The sequence below is a fragment of the Massilimicrobiota sp. mt181 genome, assembly GCF_055420065.1.
The window spans coordinates 35,490-52,489 of the sequence record NZ_JBVAYN010000002.1; the positions used below are offsets into that span (position 1 = coordinate 35,490).

At 31.2% G+C, this 17,000-nt stretch carries 18 protein-coding genes, 1 pseudogene and 1 other annotated feature; of the genes and pseudogenes, 7 read left to right on the top strand and 12 right to left on the bottom strand.

All coding sequences use genetic code 11. The annotated features are described in order from the left end of the window. Nucleotides 1-64 precede the first annotated feature (64 nt). The 4 genes and pseudogenes from ACZYT4_RS01360 to spx form a co-directional block, all read right to left on the bottom strand. The gene (locus ACZYT4_RS01360; RefSeq protein ID WP_463781841.1) at nt 65-1,348 is read right to left on the bottom strand and encodes an EAL domain-containing protein; all 1,284 of its coding nucleotides are present in this window, start codon (nt 1,346-1,348) and stop codon (nt 65-67) included. Beyond that, nucleotides 1,336-1,908, bottom strand: a pseudogene (locus ACZYT4_RS01365) (PDC sensor domain-containing protein); the annotation flags it as partial. The pseudogene ACZYT4_RS01365 and the gene ACZYT4_RS01360, both read right to left, overlap by 13 nt. A gap of 21 nt (nt 1,909-1,929) precedes the next feature. Next, nucleotides 1,930-2,337, bottom strand: a complete 408-nt coding sequence (locus ACZYT4_RS01370; protein WP_463781842.1) for a hypothetical protein — start codon at nt 2,335-2,337, stop codon at nt 1,930-1,932. Between the two features lie 134 nt (nt 2,338-2,471). After that, nucleotides 2,472-2,927 carry a transcriptional regulator Spx gene (spx, locus tag ACZYT4_RS01375; RefSeq protein WP_463781843.1) on the bottom strand — a complete coding sequence of 152 codons (456 nt, stop codon included), beginning with the start codon at nt 2,925-2,927 and terminating at the stop codon, nt 2,472-2,474. Between the two features lie 101 nt (nt 2,928-3,028). Beyond that, nucleotides 3,029-3,230, top strand: a binding site (T-box leader). 33 nt (nt 3,231-3,263) lie between these two features. Between spx and trpS the strand changes: the two genes are divergently transcribed. Next, on the top strand, nt 3,264-4,253 hold the full coding sequence (gene trpS, locus ACZYT4_RS01380; protein WP_463781844.1) for a tryptophan--tRNA ligase: 990 nt from the start codon (nt 3,264-3,266) through the stop codon (nt 4,251-4,253). Nucleotides 4,254-4,290: 37 nt separating this feature from the next. Here trpS and ACZYT4_RS01385 read toward each other — a convergent pair whose 3' ends face one another. The 6 genes from ACZYT4_RS01385 to ACZYT4_RS01410 form a co-directional block, all read right to left on the bottom strand. Continuing rightward, nucleotides 4,291-4,857, bottom strand: a complete 567-nt coding sequence (locus ACZYT4_RS01385; protein WP_463781846.1) for a hypothetical protein — start codon at nt 4,855-4,857, stop codon at nt 4,291-4,293. Nucleotides 4,858-6,165: 1,308 nt separating this feature from the next. Further along, nucleotides 6,166-7,032 (bottom strand): class II fructose-1,6-bisphosphate aldolase, encoded by an 867-nt coding sequence (gene fba, locus ACZYT4_RS01390; RefSeq protein ID WP_463781847.1) that lies wholly within the window; start codon nt 7,030-7,032, stop codon nt 6,166-6,168. A gap of 82 nt (nt 7,033-7,114) precedes the next feature. Further along, the gene (locus ACZYT4_RS01395) at nt 7,115-8,278 is read right to left on the bottom strand and encodes a MalY/PatB family protein (protein WP_463781848.1); all 1,164 of its coding nucleotides are present in this window, start codon (nt 8,276-8,278) and stop codon (nt 7,115-7,117) included. Beyond that, the gene (locus ACZYT4_RS01400; RefSeq protein ID WP_463781849.1) at nt 8,271-9,011 is read right to left on the bottom strand and encodes a TrmH family RNA methyltransferase; all 741 of its coding nucleotides are present in this window, start codon (nt 9,009-9,011) and stop codon (nt 8,271-8,273) included. The genes ACZYT4_RS01395 and ACZYT4_RS01400 overlap by 8 nt, the downstream gene beginning before the upstream one ends. Next, nucleotides 8,998-10,107: a tetratricopeptide repeat protein gene (locus tag ACZYT4_RS01405; protein ID WP_463781850.1), complete on the bottom strand. Its 1,110-nt coding sequence runs from the start codon at nt 10,105-10,107 to the stop codon at nt 8,998-9,000. The genes ACZYT4_RS01400 and ACZYT4_RS01405 overlap by 14 nt, the downstream gene beginning before the upstream one ends. Then, nucleotides 10,108-10,383: a hypothetical protein gene (locus tag ACZYT4_RS01410; protein ID WP_463781851.1), complete on the bottom strand. Its 276-nt coding sequence runs from the start codon at nt 10,381-10,383 to the stop codon at nt 10,108-10,110. Between the two features lie 200 nt (nt 10,384-10,583). On the opposite strand from ACZYT4_RS01410, the gene ACZYT4_RS01415 reads away from it, so the two are divergent. The 4 genes from ACZYT4_RS01415 (at nt 10,584) to ACZYT4_RS01430 (ending at nt 14,127) form a co-directional block, all read left to right on the top strand. Next, on the top strand, nt 10,584-11,042 hold the full coding sequence (locus ACZYT4_RS01415; protein ID WP_463781852.1) for a heme-binding protein: 459 nt from the start codon (nt 10,584-10,586) through the stop codon (nt 11,040-11,042). Beyond that, on the top strand, nt 11,039-12,022 hold the full coding sequence (locus ACZYT4_RS01420; RefSeq protein WP_463781853.1) for a Gfo/Idh/MocA family protein: 984 nt from the start codon (nt 11,039-11,041) through the stop codon (nt 12,020-12,022). Before ACZYT4_RS01415 ends, ACZYT4_RS01420 begins: the two co-directional genes overlap by 4 nt. Beyond that, the gene (locus ACZYT4_RS01425; protein WP_463781854.1) at nt 12,009-13,040 is read left to right on the top strand and encodes a Gfo/Idh/MocA family oxidoreductase; all 1,032 of its coding nucleotides are present in this window, start codon (nt 12,009-12,011) and stop codon (nt 13,038-13,040) included. The genes ACZYT4_RS01420 and ACZYT4_RS01425 overlap by 14 nt, the downstream gene beginning before the upstream one ends. Nucleotides 13,041-13,197: 157 nt before the next feature. Then, nucleotides 13,198-14,127 (top strand): Rpn family recombination-promoting nuclease/putative transposase, encoded by a 930-nt coding sequence (locus ACZYT4_RS01430; protein ID WP_463781855.1) that lies wholly within the window; start codon nt 13,198-13,200, stop codon nt 14,125-14,127. On the opposite strand, the gene ACZYT4_RS01435 is transcribed toward ACZYT4_RS01430, so the two are convergent. Then, on the bottom strand, nt 14,095-14,919 hold the full coding sequence (locus ACZYT4_RS01435) for a MurR/RpiR family transcriptional regulator (RefSeq protein WP_463781857.1): 825 nt from the start codon (nt 14,917-14,919) through the stop codon (nt 14,095-14,097). The two genes, ACZYT4_RS01430 and ACZYT4_RS01435, sit on opposite strands and share 33 nt — an antisense overlap. A gap of 118 nt (nt 14,920-15,037) precedes the next feature. On the opposite strand from ACZYT4_RS01435, the gene ACZYT4_RS01440 reads away from it, so the two are divergent. Both ACZYT4_RS01440 and ACZYT4_RS01445 read left to right on the top strand, forming a co-directional pair. Continuing rightward, a complete protein-coding gene (locus ACZYT4_RS01440) occupies nt 15,038-15,847 on the top strand; it encodes a putative RNA methyltransferase (protein WP_463781858.1) in 810 nt (269 codons plus the stop codon). Further along, nucleotides 15,844-16,749: an RluA family pseudouridine synthase gene (locus tag ACZYT4_RS01445; protein WP_463781860.1), complete on the top strand. Its 906-nt coding sequence runs from the start codon at nt 15,844-15,846 to the stop codon at nt 16,747-16,749. Before ACZYT4_RS01440 ends, ACZYT4_RS01445 begins: the two co-directional genes overlap by 4 nt. Here ACZYT4_RS01445 and ACZYT4_RS01450 read toward each other — a convergent pair. Continuing rightward, nucleotides 16,740-16,985 (bottom strand): hypothetical protein, encoded by a 246-nt coding sequence (locus ACZYT4_RS01450; protein ID WP_463781861.1) that lies wholly within the window; start codon nt 16,983-16,985, stop codon nt 16,740-16,742. The two genes, ACZYT4_RS01445 and ACZYT4_RS01450, sit on opposite strands and share 10 nt — an antisense overlap. Nucleotides 16,986-17,000 lie beyond the last annotated feature (15 nt).

A 17,000-nucleotide genomic window follows, 5' to 3' on the forward strand; every position in this document is an offset into this window, starting at 1 on the left:
TCCGTTTTTATTATATAATGAAAAGAAGAAAGAAGATAGTCTTTTCTCAAGTGAGAAAAAACTGTCATTCTTTCTTCTTTTGCATATATCGCTCATTAAATTCAGACTTACTGATAGGTTTATGATAATAATAGCCTTGTCCATAATCACAACCAAATGATTTCATCAACTCATGACATTCTTGTGTCTCATCACCTTCAACAACTGTAGAAATGGATAAAGCTTGAGATAATTTAATAATTTCTTCTACAATCATTCTTGTCTTATCATTATTCTTATTAAATATTTCCTGTAAAAAACCTCTATCAATCTTTAATTCATCGATATCAAGTTTACCTAATATATTTAAAGATGAATATCCACTACCAAAATCATCCATTGAAACCTTAAAACCAATTTTATGCAACAAATGAATCTTCTCATTAACTTCCTCTACGTTATCAGCAACCAGATCTTCTAAAATTTCTAAAGTTATCAGATGTGCTGGAACCTGATACTGATCGACAAGCTGTTTTAATCGTTCCACATAATCCACTTCATAAAATAATAACTTTGATTGATTTACCGATATGCTTATTGGTTCAATACCTTGACTTATCCATTCATGAATTTGTATACAAGCTTGTTCAAACATGAATAAATCCAATTGAATGCAAAAACCACTTTTTTCAAAAATAGGAATAAATTGATTAGGGAATAACATACGTCCTTCATGCGTCACCCATCTGACTAAAGCTTCACTACTTTTGAGTGTTCCATCTTTTAATGAAATCTTAGGTTGTAAAAACAGTTGAAATTCGTGATCACGCAAAGCCTGATCCATATGACTTTCAATATAATTATCGATAATTTCCTGTTCATGTAGCTCAACATCATAAAACCATATATTAGAAAGCATATTTTCTTTTGATTTTGCTAATGCAAACATGACTCTCACCATCAGATGATCGAAATGCGTATCTAAGATAAATTTCTCACTAGAAATAGCAACACCACATTGGATTTTCAAATGATAATTTGTATGCAACAAATCCACATATTGAACAACTTCATCCATTATTTTTTCTAAACGTTGTCTCAAAACATCTGTCCTTGTCTCCTTAAAAAAGATATAGAACTGATCTGCTGTATCTCGACAGAAAAACTCATCTCCATTTAAATTCTTTTCAATAATCTTCTTTTCATGTATCAATAACTGATTTCCCTGATCATGTCCAAATATTTCATTAAAAAACTTAAATTGTCGAATATTCAAGACCGCAACACTACAATGTGAGTCAAAATCAAAAGACTGTTTTCCTAACATAGTAAAATAATGCAGATTTTTTGTGCCAGTCAAAGGATCCATATATGCTGTCTGTTGTAGTTCTTATTACTTTTTCGAATCATATAATATCCATACACTAATAATCCCATAACCAAAAGTATGACTCCTAAAAATAACATCCTCACAACGCGAATATTTCTATCCACAAACAAACTTGATTCAGTCAGCATATTCACACAAAGAATATACCAATCATTAACACCTAGTGGTTTTAACATTGCATAATATCTATTTCCTTCATATTCAAACGAAAAAGAGACATCCTCATAATTTGCCAGTTTCTCCTTAGTATTTTCCAATTCTCCCTCTTTAAAAAATGGTTGTGTCAAGACATGATCCTGTCCAAAAATATCATATTGTGAATTCATCAAAAAAGAACCATTTGAATCTGTTATGTAAGCATATGTATCGCCACCTAAAATTCCTTTTCCAGCCCCTGCATCCATAAACAGTGCTATTGTTTTAGTTGCTGTTAATGCTCCGATAATCTGGTTATCACGGTAGATAGGAATTCCATAAGCAAAAACCATTTTATTCGAAAACTGGCTTTGAAAAATATTAGAAACATTTTGATTGCCTGCAAGTGCTTTTTGCGCAACATCCTAAATCTCAGATTGGACATCTGATAATGACTGATAAGAGATAGAATCTTGATTCAAATTTGCGATAATTCCTTGTTTATCCTGATTGAAAAACATCATCGTCATAAAATCATTTTGTTCATTGGCTTTTTTCAGGATATCTGGAAATTGCTGATTTTCATAAATCTTATCAATTTCAAAAAAGCTGGCAAATGATTTAAGAATTTGAAAATCATTATTAAATTGCTGTTGTAAGGTTTCAGCATATTGTTCAATTTCTTCATTAACTTGAGTCATCGCACTTTCTTTCACAATATTATTTAAATGTATACGTAAAGAAATACCAACCCCTAAAAGAATGATTACAATCACAAAAGACATAACCATGATTTTCCCCATTTTCTTTTGAGATATCTTACTTTTCATCATCTATCAACTCCTTTCCCTTCAATCAAAATATTTACAGCTAGTATACCACTTTCTCTTAAAATATACATAAATATAAACAAAAAGCTTTTTTTCATTAAAAAACATATGTCTTCTTGTAGAAAACATATGCTTTATCATTCACAACCATCCTGACACTTTTGATCCTGATAATATTGTTCTTTAATATCTGTGAATTGCGGACAGAAATCACTGTTACTGCATTCCTGTAATCGTCTTAATTCACGAGGAATAAAAGCACGAATTTCTTCGGCATTATATCCTACCTGAAAGCGTCTTTCATCAATAATGATTGGTCTTTTTAAAACAGAAGGATTCTTCTGTATGAAATGAATCAACTCGTTAATAGACATATCATCTATATTTATCTGATTTTCTTTAATAATTTTTGATCTTTTAGAAATAATATCATCTGTTCCATTTTCACTTCTTTCTAGAAGTTCTTTTAACTCAGTTTCACGTAATAATGTAGAAAAAATATTTTTTTCAACATAAGGAATCTGATGCTCTTTGAGCCATGCTTTCACTTTACGACATGAGGCACAACTTGGCGCAGTATAAATTCTAATCATTACATCATCTCCTTGCTTCATCATTATACATCATTTTCTTGAATTATGAAATTATTTTTTATGATTCTATTGATTTATCCCTTTTTTCATTTTATAATACTCCTAAAGCAACGAAGGAATGGAGTAGTTATAATTTCATGTTTAAGAAAGTCTGTGGGCGATGAAAACAGGCCGTGACTTATAATGAATTGGGATTCTGGAGCTAAAGATGGCATCAGTCATCTTTCGTTAATCGCGTTAAGATAAAGAGCATATCAGTCTGATATGAATAAAGGTGGTACCGCGCATTATAACGTCCTTTGTTAGGACGTTTTTTTATTTGAAGGAGGAATAACAATGCAAAGAATGTTAAGTGGAATCAAGCCTACTGGGCGAGTGACTTTAGGAAACTATATTGGAGCTATCAAGCCGTTTGTATCTTACCAGGATGAATATGAAATGTTTATTTTCATTGCTAATCTACACTCTATGACAATCTATCAGAAACCTGCTGATTTAAGACAGAATACAAAAGATTTGATTGCTTTATATATTGCTGCTGGTTTAGACCCAACAAAAGTGACACTCTTTTTACAGTCAGATGTCTTAGAACATGCCCAATTAGGTTGGTATTTAGGTTGTATGGTTTCTATGGGTGAACTTTCTCGTATGACACAATATAAAGACAAAAAAGCTAAAAATGATGTCATTGGTGCGGGAATCTTTAATTATCCATCACTAATGAACGCTGATATTTTAATGTATGATCCAGATTTTGTTCCTGTCGGAGAAGATCAGAAACAACATGTTGAACTATGTCGTGATGTTGCAGAAAGATTTAACTCACGTTATAGTGAAACTTTCAAAATACCTGAACCACTGGTGACTAAAGTTGGTGGGCGTATTATGGATTTACAGAATCCAGAAAAGAAAATGTCTAAATCTGATGAAAATGGAAAAGGAACTATCTATATTCTCGATGACATTCAGGTTTCAAAAAAGAAAATCAAATCTGCTGTTACAGATAGTGATGGACATATTCATTATGATCCTGAAAATAAACCAGGTATTTCTAACTTATTAGAAATCTATTCTATTTTATCTAATCAATCTATTGAAGATCTTGAAAAACAATATGATGGTAAAGGATATGGAGAATTTAAAAATGATTTAGCTGAGGTTTTAGGAGAAGAATTAGAAAAAATTCAGGCTCGTTATCATGAAATCATGAGTGGATCATATTTAGATGACATTTTGACTGAAGGAGCTCAAAAAGCAAGAGTTATTGCCAGAAAGAAACTTGCAAAAGTAGAAAGAAAAATTGGAATTACAATTAAAAAGAAATAAACAGAGAGCAAACTTCTTGAAGGAAGTTTGCTTTTATTTATTTCCCTTGGACAAGTTCATGATACAAAAGTTCATGTAAGGTTGTATATCCTTTTTCAATTTTCTGTTTTAAAGCCAAATATTGACTGCTGGGATTATCACCATGAATATGAAATTGTTGACAAATTTGTAAAAAAACATCATAACGTACAACAAAAATTTCATCTATAACTTCTTCTAAACACATCTTTTTGAGTCGTTCCTTGCGCGTGAGTCCAAATTCTTTATCATAAGCTTCATCCTGTATCTGATATTGTAATAAAGTGATTGGCTGATATTGGATTTTCTGATTCATCTGATCACTTTGTTGCCAAGATAAAGTTCCTCTACGGACAATATGATGATCTTTTACATCAATCACAAAACAATAATGTCCATCTCCTACCAGATAGTATCCATCTTTAAAAAGTAACTGGTACAATTCTCCATACATCAAATCATGGAGCTGTCTTGTTGTAACATGATAAATATCCAATGTCTCTATCTCTTCATAACAGTCATCATCTTGCCATTCATATGGTTCTAAAAGTTCTTCATCATCATATACAAAATTGACTATAAACATAAAAACACCCCTGTAATGTATTGTATGTTTATTATGCCTAAAAAGAACAATTTATAATCAAAATAACTCAACTATTTCCTATAGCTTTAGTCATATTGTTGATTCAGATTATTATTTCATAAATCATCTATACAAAAATAGCTCTCTTTTCATCTTCAAAAATAAACAGATGATTTCATTGTGTATTATTCTTTCTTATAATGTCCATGCTGATTTATCCAGATATCAAGAAATGCTTTTTTAACCCTTTTATCATTTGAATACTCCTATTTGTTTTGGTAAAACTTTTTCAACCATCAAATGAATATTTAAATTTGTATAATTGAAAAAGCATCTCATCTTTTTGAGAACTCTATCCATAACACTCATTAAATTTTCATAATTACATGTTGAAAATAATTGATTAACATTCGATCTTAAGACAATATCCTCAATCCGTAATCCATTAATAGCGTTTCCTGTATTCTTATTATGACTTTTCCCATAATTTTCTTTTGTTCATCATTATCTAAATGGAGGCGATTTAATAAAGTGACCAGACAGAGATATAAATAAATCTCCAGTCTTCTTATTATAGTCTTCCTTTTTAATCATTTCATAAAGCTTCAACATTGATTCTGATGGCTTGACTCCTAGAGTCTGATATAATAATGAACGAATCAGTACTTTATCCAAATTGTTTATCTCAAGAACATTTCGTGCTACTTCTTTCATCTTTTCATATAGACTTTTGCTTTCTCAATAATTTTATTAATATAAAGAGAAGGGTGATAGACACGTTTTGAAAAAATTATAATCTTCTTTAACTTCTACCATATATTCCCAGAATAGCACTTCAAAAGTTCCTCATATCTTTCTTTTTCTCAAGCATTAAAAATTTTTTTATATTTTTCAAATTCAACTATGTCTATCATAAGCCGATAGTTGGAATTAATAGTATAGGAACCATTTCCAATTATAACAAAATCTTCCATAAAACTATTGCCCCTTTCTTCAATATCCTCCAGCAAAATCTTACACTTACATTTTCATTTTAATATTTTTGTATATTCTTGATAAAGTTTTTACTGGCGAAAATTCTATAAACGATTGACATATTTGACCAAAAAAATATTCTTTTCAGTTCATTTCTTTTTATATTTCTTCTTCATTAAAATAACGACATTATCACTAATATATAAATAAGAAAAGAATATACAATAAAATGATCTGCTGTTTTGATCATATAAATTAAAAGATCAGTAACTCAAAAATCAAATTTAGGGTTAAAATCCACAAAAAAAAGTCAACCTCAGTTGACTTTTTTCATTAAGCTTTACCAATGCATCCAAATAATTCCATTTTTTCTTTAACGCAAGTTTTAATAGCTTCTGCACCTGGAGCTAATAATTTACGAGGGTCAAATCCTTTACCTTCTAAATCTTTACCTGCTTCAATATATTTACGAGTTGCTTCTTGGAAATATAATTGACATTCAGTATTAACATTAATTTTAGAAACTCCTAATGTAATAGCTTTTTTGATCATATCTGCAGGAATTCCTGTACCACCATGTAATACTAATGGTAAAGTTCCTGTTTCTTTTTGAATAGCATCTAATGCATCAAAATCTAAACCTTCCCAGTTTTCAGGATATTTACCATGAATGTTTCCAATACCTGCTGCTAAGAAATCAACACCTAAATCAGCAATCATTTTACATTCTTTAGGGTCAGCAACTTCACCTTTACCAATAACTCCATCTTCTTCTCCACCAATTGAACCAACTTCTGCTTCAACTGATACACCTTTAGCGTGGCATAAAGCAACGATTTCTTTTGTTTTTTCAATATTTTCTTCGATTCCATAATGAGAACCATCAAACATAATTGAAGAGAAACCAGCATCTAATGCAGCTTTTGCTCCTTCATAACTACCATGGTCTAAGTGTAATGCAACTGGTACAGTAATGTTTAATGATTCAACCATTGCTTTAACCATTGCAGAAACTGTTTTATATCCAGTCATGTATTTAGCAGCTCCTTCAGAAACTCCTAAAATAACTGGTGCTTTTAATTCTTCCGCAGTTAATAAAATTGATTTAGTCCATTCTAAGTTGTTGATATTAAATTGACCAACAGCATAGTGACCTGCTTTTGCTTTATCAAGCATTTCTTTAGCTGAAACTAATCCCATAATTCAAATCTCCTTTACATTTTTTTTACACATATATCATACACTGATTTTATGAAAATTTCCATAAATATTCTCTTTTTTATCATTCTTTTATTGCTTTTTCTAATTGTTCTAAAGCTTGTTTTAATGTTGAACGTGGACAAGCAACATTAAATCTTTCAAAACCTTCTCCACCAGTTCCAAAGATATATCCTTCATCCAACCATAAATGAGCTTTATCCAACATAAATGCTTCTAATTCATCTTTATTCATACCCAAGCTACGCATATCTACCCAAACAAGGTATAATCCTTGAGGTTTAATCACTTTGATATCTGGTAATCTTTCAGCAAAGAATTCTTTCATATATGCGATATTTCCAGATAAATACTCGACCAGTTCATCAACCCATTTTGCGCCATATGTATAAGCAGCTTCACAAGCCTCTAAGCCAAAGATATTAGGATCACTCATACCAGAAGCATCTTTCTCTTTTCTAAATTGTTCACGCATCTTTTCATTTTGAATAATAATATTAGATGTCTGCAAAGCCGCTAAATTGAAAGTCTTTGATGGTGCCGTACAAATAACACTGAAATCACCAAAATCAGGATCTACATTATAGAAAGGAATATGTTCATTTCCGGCATAGATGAAATCCATATGAATCTCATCACTAATCACATAAACATGATGCTTCTGACAAATTTTTCCAATCTGATACAACTCCTCACGGCTCCATACTTTTCCAATCGGATTGTGTGGATTACACAAAATAAACATTTTGACATCATGATCAACAATCTGTTTTTCAAAAACTTCAAAATCACATTCATAATGATCATCCTGAAATACCAATGGACATTCTACAACTGTTCTGCCATTGAGATTGATAGATGCATCAAAAGGATAATAAACAGGTTTCATGACCATCACATGATCCCCTGGAGCAGTAAAGGCTCTGACAGCCAGTTTCAATGCTCCAACAACACCGGATGTTGTCACAATCCATTCCTTTTGAACATCAAAATGATGACGTGTTTTCATCCACTGAATAACTGATTGATAATAACTGTCAGTTGGACGAGCATAACCAAACACCCCATGAGATGCACGTTTGATTAAAGCTTCTTTCACTTCTGGAAGTGTTTCAAAATCCATATCTGCTACCCACATTGGAATCATATGGGCATTCTGCATTTTGTCTCCATCATATTTAATACTATTTGTTCCTTTTCTTTCAATCACTTTATCAAAATCATACATTTTCTCTTAATACCTCTTTTCCCTCAAATTCTTTTTTTGAAAAATGAAATAAAGCCAACCCCAAAGCCATCGATAAGTTTAATGAATCAATATCTTCACTATGGGGAATAAAAAGACTTTGACCATATTGAAGAAATGAATCATCTAAACCACTACTTTCATTACCAAAAATTAAACTATGTAGATGATTTGAAGAAGCCTGATGAATATTCTGAGCTCCTTTCAACATAAAAGGATAAAATTCATAGTCTAAGTAATTTGAGTAATAACTTTGAAAATCATCATAATAAACAATATTCAAATGAAAAATAGCCCCCATAGAAGCACGAATCACTTTGGGATCAAAAATATCCACAGCGGGTTTGATAATGACTAAATTTTTATAATTAAATCCCAGCATAGTACGCATAATTGTTCCCATATTTCCCATATCCATTGGATTGACCAAAACAACATGGTTCCCAACATCAAGAGGTGAATCATAAATCTGAAAGACCCCTATCGCATAACAATTATTCTTGGGACTTAATTTTTGAATCGTTTTATCATGGATATCAATAGGAATATGATGCTGTTGACATAATTCCTGAATCAGTGGATATCCTCGATTTTGTTCAATGGAAGAATGCACAACAACACGTTTGACATTCTGTGGTCGTGTTTTTAATAATTCAATGGTAGGAAAAACACCAAGGGTATAGGATTGCTGATCTCCTTTTTTATACAATTTCATTTTGTTTACTCAAAACCTCCCTTATCGATTGTGCCTGCTGATAATAGGAAAGTGCCAGACGATGGTTCTTCTTGACATAACGTCCCAATTCATAAAACTGTGCCAAAAGCATACAGGATTTTTCACTTCTTAATCGTGCAGCCTGATGCAGATATGTTAAAGCTTTCTTTTCATCCTTAGCACTCAAAATCCCATCAAAATAAATCATAGACAATTCATAGGCACATTCTTCATGCAGTAGATAATATCCATATTGAAAATAATGCATAGAATCTTCAAGATTCATATCTACGCCAATGCCCATCTTCAACATCATACCAACCTTATAAAGACATTCTCTTTGAAAAACCTTCGCACCTTTTAAATACGTTTGAAAAGCTTCAGAATAGTCTCGCTTTTTTTCTAATAAAAGTCCCTGATAAAGATAAGCTTCTTTTTCCTGACTTTGCATTAAATATTGCATGGCCTTTTGATCATCCTGAGGAAGATAGTGCCCATACATATAAAACAGACCTAATCTTAAGGAAGACAAACTATCTGGATTTTCCTGATAATAGTGAATAGCCTGTAAAACATCTCTTTCTACACCATTGCCATGTTCATACATAGAGCCTAAATAATAACAGGTTTCTTTATATCCCTGCTGATATAAATAAGAAAAAATCTCAAAAGCTTTTTCATAATCCTGTTTAACTCCAAAACCTAAAAAATAAGACCTTGCTAAAACAAAGAGATGAGAATAACGATTGTCCTGATACGCTTTTTCTAAAAACTCCTCAATATCAGGAATCTCAAAATAATAGCCAATCTGTTCAATCAAAACTGAAAAAACACTCGCCATAAATAAAGCTTCTTCTTCACTTAAAGAAGCATATTCACATAAATATCTCACATATCTTGATATTTCAAGATCTTCATCAAAAATCATGGCATCAAAGACACCTAATTTCATTCCCAAAACAACCAAATAACATTCATCCATCATGGATGGGGCTGCATCATTTAAAACTTCTTCAAAATGATCAATCTGAAATCTTAATGAATCCCCATATTGATTAAAGACATCTATGACTTTTTCGATAATCTCAATATTCATTTAATTTGTCTGATTAATCTGACGAATTGATTCCAATTCTTTTTGCGCATTTGCCTTTAATGATTGAAAATGTGCTTTATCATAATCAGCACCCTGATCAATAAAACCAATCAATTCATCATATTTTTCTACAATCACTGCATATAAAGATTCTTTAATCACATAATCCAATTCATTTTGAGCCTGTTGTGTCAGTTGATTAATAGACTTATATTGTTCTTTAAACATTGCATTATAATCAACAGTTTCTTTTTTCTTCTTTGAAAATAATCCCATGTTCTATCCTCCTTTTAACATCCTTAACAATATTCTACTTTATTTCATAAAAAAATAAAGACTTTTTTATTTTCATCCTTCTGATAAAAAAGTTCAAACATTCTCACTTATTCTTTTTTTCCTTGAACTTTCTTTTCAAAATCACATCAACAATTTATCTTTAAAGTGATTTATGGTATAACCAAATTGAGGTGAAAAACATGGACAATTTATTACAATTAGAAAATGATTTAACATTTTCCTCATTTAATCATGAAGATGCCTATCTATTAGGTCAAATATTAGTTCAAAAAATACAAAAACAAAAATTAAAAAACATTCGTATGCGCATTGTTTTAAACCATGATATTGTCTTTCAATATTTAATGGAAGGAAAACATGGTGATGAATGGCTTAATCGTAAACAAAAAACTGTTGAAACATTTCAACATTCATCCTATTATATCTGGTCTTGCAATGAACAGACACATCAATATGATGGCTATACAAAAGATTCAACTTATGCCATTTGTGGTGGTGGTTTTCCAATCATTGTACAAAATGAAATCATTGGCTGTGCTATTGTTTCAGGGCTCGCTCATGATGAAGATCATCAGATTCTTGTAGAGGCATTATATGAGCTAAAAAAACACAAAGAAGAAAAGGAGGACACTTTATGAAATTAGGAATATTAGGAACTGGTATGATTGTGAAAGATTTATTAACAACATATCAGCAATTCAACATTGAAAAAACTTATCTTTTAGGAACAGAGGCTACAAAAGATGAAACAGAAGAATTATGTCAGAAATATCATTTAGATCAAACTTTCTATGATTATGATGTTCTTTTAGACAGTGATATTGATACAGTTTATGTTGCTTTACCTAATCATCTGCATTATAGTTTTGCGAAAAAAGCAATCTTAAAAAACAAACATGTCATTATTGAAAAACCAATCTGCGCCAATGCTGAAGAATTAACAGATTTAATCAAATTAGGTAATGAACATCATGTTATTCTTTTAGAAGCAATGAATATTCATTATTTACCAGCCTATCTTTCATTAAAAACAAATCTTCAAAAAATTGGACAAATCAAAATTCTCAATTTTAATTACAGCCAATATTCATCACGTTACAATGCCTTTAAAGAAGGAAATATTCTTCCTGCTTTTGATTATCATAAAGCTGGTGGTGCCTTAATGGATTTAAATGTTTATAATCTCCATGCCATTATAGGTTTGTTTGGAAAACCACAACAGCAGCATTATTTTGCAAATATTGAAAAAGACATTGATACAAGTGGAATCATGGTTTTAGAATATCCAAATTTCAAAGGTATATCTATTGGTGCAAAAGATTGTAAAGCTCCTATCACTTCTACGATTCAAGGAGATAAAGGTGTGATTGTTTTCAATAAACCAATGAATCAGATTTTTGAATATACCCTTATTGATAATGATGGTCATCAAACACAATATGAATTTCCTCAAGATCATCATCGTTTATATTATGAGTTTATGGAATTTCAAAGAATCATTGATGAAAAAGACTACAACAAAGCTGAAAAGATGTTAAAATTAAGTTTAGATGTTGCGACAGTTATGGAAAATGGTAGAAAACAGGAAGGAGTTGTTTTTGACAATGATCGACAATAAATTAGTGTTAGGTTATATTGGTAATGGAAAGAGTGCTAACCGTTATCATATCCCATTTGTTTTAACAAGACAAAATCATTTCAAAATTAAAAAAATCTTTGATATTCATGTTCGTCATGATATATGGAAAGCCATTGATGGTGTTGAATATTGTGAAGACGTCAATGAATTACTACAAGATCCTGATATTGATATGATTGTCATTTGTACAACACATCATTATCATTACAATTATGCAAAAATGGTTCTTGAAGCTGGAAAACATTGTTTGGTTGAAAAACCATTTATGGAAAATTCAAAACAAGCCAAAGAAATCTTTGACTTGGCTAATCAAAAAGGATTATATTGTTCTGCTTATCAAAACAGAAGATATGACAGTGATTTTTTAACAGTTCAAAAAGTCATTGAAAGTGGAAAATTAGGTGATTTATTAGAATTAGAGATGCATTTTGATTATTATCGCCCTGAAGTTCCTGAAAATGTCCGTGAGTTTGATCCTGCTCATTCATATCTTTATGGACATGGTTGTCATACTTTAGATCAGGTCATTTCTTATTTTGGTAAACCTGATGAAATTCATTATGATGTTAGACAACTGTTAGGTGATGGAAGAATGAACGATTATTTTGATTTGGATTTGTATTATGGAACATTGAAAGTTTCTGTGAAATCAAGCTATTTTAGAATCAAAGAAAGACCTAGTTTCATTGTCTATGGTAAAAAAGGAATGTTTGTAAAAGCGACAAAAGATCGTCAGGAAGAACATTTAAAACTATTTTATATGCCAGGTCATGAAGACTTTGGAAAAGATACGCCAGCTCACTATGGTGTACTCACATATATTGATGAAAATGGACAATATCATGAAGAAAAAGTTCCTACTGTACAAGGTGATTATGCAAGAGTTTATGATGGAATTTATGACTGTATTGTCAATAAGCAACCACAAATTATTACTCATGAACAAACACTCTTACAAATGGAAATCTTAGAAACAGGTGTTCAAAATCTTAAATAAAAAAAATTCTCCTTTAAGTTATATGAAAACTTAAAGGATTTTTTCTATATGAAATATGCTTTAAGCAAATATTGTGTTATAATATATATGAAAATTGTATCATAAAAAAGAAATTTCTCTTCTTTTTGCGTATATATAAAGTGAGGAGGATATTTTTATGATCGATTTTAACAATCTGTTTGATGTGCGCATTAAACGTTATTTTCATCACTATACTCATCTTGCCGACTTACTCAATGTCATCCTCTTTGATGGTCTTCCTCTTATCAAGGATAATGATATCCACAATCTTGATGTTAGTCTTGCGACAGTCGATTTGTCTCATCAAAAGACTATCTTACGCTATAGGGATAACTTTGTTTTGATTAAAGTCCATGGTGTCGCCTGTCTTATTGGTTTGGAACATCAGTCCTATGTTGACAAGTCCATGTTTCAAAGAGTCATGGAATATGACTATCTCAGTTATCTCAAGCAGTTCTATGATTATCAGAACTGTCAGGATCAAAAAATCAAGGGCATTATGACTTTGGTCTTCTACTATGGTGAAAGAAAATGGAAAGCACCAAAAAGCTATCAGCAGATGATGGAAGATATGCCTGATTGTTTAAAGTCCTATTTCAATGTTCATTTCTATCCCTTGATAGAAATTGTCAATCTAGATGAAAATCAATTTCAAAACAAGGACAATCAGGATCTAATCAAGGGGTTGAAGATGCTTTATGGCAAAAGAGGAACACAGAAAAGTTTAAAGGTTAGTCATGAGGTGGCATGTATTTTAGGCGCATTAACACATAATGAAGAGATTTATCAAATGATAGAAAAGGAGAAAGGAGAAACCGATATGAGTGAATATGTATTAAAAATTAGCAGAGTTGCTAAACAGGAAGGAAAAAGTGAAGGTATTATCACAACGCTCATGAAACAACTGACACAAAAACTAGGACAATTGTCTAATGAGACAATTCAGCAGATTCAATCAAGTAATACGCAACAGCTTGATAATCTGACAATACATATCTTTGATATTGAAAATGAAAATGATATTTTAAAAATATTATCTTCTCACGATTCCATCGTGCATGTGTGATTGCTGATATTTTTTATATAACAAAGAATAAATAATACTTAAGACATACTGAAAGGATAGCTGTGAATAAAAAGTCGCTATTTTTTCAGTTTTTTCTTTTTGAGGAATCAGAATACGATAACGGCTGTATTTAAACAAAACATCATTATGATTAGAAGTCATTGTAATAATCGGACAATGATGACGTAATAAAGCTTGAACACATTCTTTATAAGAATTCTGTTTGGAATAAGTTATAAATAAGGCCACATCATTTGATGTTGCTGATTGAGAAAAAAAGAGCTCCTCTCTATTTTCTGTCGCAATGTAAAAGAATTTTCCAATCTTGACAAGTTTATTGGTAAATCCCATAGCCGTAATCTTTGAATCTCCTGTTGCATAAATAAAAACTCTTTGACTGGAATCCAAAAGATCAACAATTGCTTCCAGCTCATCTATATTCAATTCACTATTGATTAAATCAATACTTTCTTTATAAACCTGAGACAAACTGTTTATAATTTGCCATGTAGGTTCATCACTATGAAATGGAAAAGAAAAATCAATATCCTGATTCACATATTTTAAAGATTCCATCTGACGGATATAATCCATTTTAAAGTCTTTGAACCCATGATAGCCTATTTTCTTGCATATTCTTATAATGCTTGCATTGGAAGAATATGTGGCCTGCGCCAATTCTCCAATCGACATATTCAATAATGAACTGGGATGTTCTTTGATATAGCGAATAATGTCTTTCTCTGTCTTGGTAAAAAGATCCTGACGTTCTAATTTTTCCATAATACTCATTTTTATCACATCCTTTTCAAATTATAGCATGTCTATTTTTCATTTGACAAATTTTTTTGTCCCCCTACTTTGTCTAATGACACAAACATGATATAATGCAACCAAAAGGAGGAAAACTATGCATAAATTAGCCTGCCCAAAATGTCATCAACCACTTATTCTAGAAAATAAAAGTTATCGTTGTTCAAATAATCATTGTTATGATATCGCAAAACAAAAATATGTTAATCTCTTATTGAATCCTGATAAGGCTTCAAATAATCCTGGAGACAACAAAGAAAGTCTTCTTTGCCGTCAACAGCATTTAAACAATGGTTATTATGATGGAATATTAAATGAAGTTGTTCATTGCATTCAAAAATATAGCTCCTCACCTCGTCAATTATTAGATTTAGGATGTGGAGAAGGTTACTATACTTATCAGATGAAAGAGGCATTAAATGATGATTCAACAATCTATGGCCTCGATATTTCTAAAGCTGGTATTCAGATGGCTACTAAATATACAAAAGATATTTATTGGATTGTTGGAAATTCTAAAAATATTCCTATTTTAGATCATTCTCTTGATATTATCACAGCTTTATTTACAGTTGTTAATGATCAGGAAATTAAACGTTGTTTAAAAGAAAATGGATATATGATTCATGTTACTGCTAATCCTTATCATTTAGTAGAATTTAAAGAATTGATTTATGATGAGATCAAAATCAAATCTGATCAGCATCTTCGTTTACCTTTTGATATTGTTGAAAGCTATGATTATAAAGAAAAGATTCATCTACAAAATAGAGAAGATACTCTTAATCTTCTCAAAATGACACCTCATTATTATCATATCAAAAAAGAACGTCGTCATGTTTTAGAAACTTTAGGTGAAAAAGATGTCACAATTGATATTCGCATAACAGTTTATCAGGTCTCATGAAATATCAGGTTTATAAGCCCTATTTAACACTGACCATTGATTCACCTATTTCTATTGAAGACTTATTCAAACAATTTCATCTATCTAAAAAAACAATTCATTTACTCAAACAAAATAAAGATTATCAGGTTCACCATCATTTTGTATCTCCTTCAACAATTCTTATTAAAGGGGATCAGATCACTATCAAAGCTTTTAATCAGGATGATGGTATGTATACACCCGTTTATGAAGACATAGACATTGTTTATGAAGATGAATTTTTATTAATTATCAATAAACCACCTTTCCTTCAGGTTTTCCCTGCCCATCAAAATGATACGCACTCTTTAGCCCATAGAGTCAGTGGCTATTATCATCTTCAGGGATATGATTTACCTGTACGTTTTATTCATCGTTTAGATGAGGAAACAAGTGGTTTGATTATTTTTGTGAAATGTGCATTTGTTCAACCTTTACTGGATTATCAGCTTTCTGTTAAAAAAATCAAGCGACATTATCTAGCTGTTGTTGAAGGGAGTTTGAAAGATCAGCAATGGCATATGATTCATCAGCCTATTGGTCGTGATCGCCATCATCAACAACGTATGATTGTCCATGCGCATGGCAAAGATGCCTGTACTCATTATCGCTGCCTCGCAACACAAAATAACATGTCACTCATTGAATGTATTTTAGAAAGTGGCAGAAAACATCAGATTCGTGTACATATGGCCCATATTGGTCATCCAATTGTCGGTGATGCTCTTTATAGTCAACCATCTCCATGGATATCACATCAGGCATTACATGCTTACAAAATAGAAATGATCCACCCTATCACTCAAGAAAAACTCATCATAACTTCTCCGCCACCATTAGATATGCAAAAACTGATCAAAAAAATAGATCCTCATGGTTGAGGACTATTTTTCATTCTCATCATTTTCATGATATTTTGCGGTTGGATATCAAACAGAATCCTTGCATCTATTTCTCTACGCTGTCCACAATCAGAAAAAATAACAGTTTCCTGATTTTCATATTGCTTCCAACCCATTATACAAACCCAATGCCAATTATCATCTTCCAGCTGGGGAGATTGATGATGTAAAATCAATAATCCTATTGGATGCTTGTCTAAAAGACTCTTCATCACAAAATCTTTAGCCTG

Bases quoted from the DNA above. Each gene is read 5' to 3' on its own strand.
- ACZYT4_RS01360 (WP_463781841.1), bottom strand. From the start codon at position 1,348: ATGGATCCTTTGACTGGCACAAAAAATCTGCATTATTTTACTATGTTA.
- ACZYT4_RS01370 (WP_463781842.1), bottom strand. From the start codon at position 2,337: ATGATGAAAAGTAAGATATCTCAAAAGAAAATGGGGAAAATCATGGTT.
- spx (WP_463781843.1), bottom strand. From the start codon at position 2,927: ATGATTAGAATTTATACTGCGCCAAGTTGTGCCTCATGTCGTAAAGTG.
- trpS (WP_463781844.1), top strand. From the start codon at position 3,264: ATGCAAAGAATGTTAAGTGGAATCAAGCCTACTGGGCGAGTGACTTTA.
- ACZYT4_RS01385 (WP_463781846.1), bottom strand. From the start codon at position 4,857: ATGTTTATAGTCAATTTTGTATATGATGATGAAGAACTTTTAGAACCA.
- fba (WP_463781847.1), bottom strand. From the start codon at position 7,032: ATGGGATTAGTTTCAGCTAAAGAAATGCTTGATAAAGCAAAAGCAGGT.
- ACZYT4_RS01395 (WP_463781848.1), bottom strand. From the start codon at position 8,278: ATGTATGATTTTGATAAAGTGATTGAAAGAAAAGGAACAAATAGTATT.
- ACZYT4_RS01400 (WP_463781849.1), bottom strand. From the start codon at position 9,011: ATGAAATTGTATAAAAAAGGAGATCAGCAATCCTATACCCTTGGTGTT.
- ACZYT4_RS01405 (WP_463781850.1), bottom strand. From the start codon at position 10,107: ATGAATATTGAGATTATCGAAAAAGTCATAGATGTCTTTAATCAATAT.
- ACZYT4_RS01410 (WP_463781851.1), bottom strand. From the start codon at position 10,383: ATGGGATTATTTTCAAAGAAGAAAAAAGAAACTGTTGATTATAATGCA.
- ACZYT4_RS01415 (WP_463781852.1), top strand. From the start codon at position 10,584: ATGGACAATTTATTACAATTAGAAAATGATTTAACATTTTCCTCATTT.
- ACZYT4_RS01420 (WP_463781853.1), top strand. From the start codon at position 11,039: ATGAAATTAGGAATATTAGGAACTGGTATGATTGTGAAAGATTTATTA.
- ACZYT4_RS01425 (WP_463781854.1), top strand. From the start codon at position 12,009: ATGATCGACAATAAATTAGTGTTAGGTTATATTGGTAATGGAAAGAGT.
- ACZYT4_RS01430 (WP_463781855.1), top strand. From the start codon at position 13,198: ATGATCGATTTTAACAATCTGTTTGATGTGCGCATTAAACGTTATTTT.
- ACZYT4_RS01435 (WP_463781857.1), bottom strand. From the start codon at position 14,919: ATGAGTATTATGGAAAAATTAGAACGTCAGGATCTTTTTACCAAGACA.
- ACZYT4_RS01440 (WP_463781858.1), top strand. From the start codon at position 15,038: ATGCATAAATTAGCCTGCCCAAAATGTCATCAACCACTTATTCTAGAA.
- ACZYT4_RS01445 (WP_463781860.1), top strand. From the start codon at position 15,844: ATGAAATATCAGGTTTATAAGCCCTATTTAACACTGACCATTGATTCA.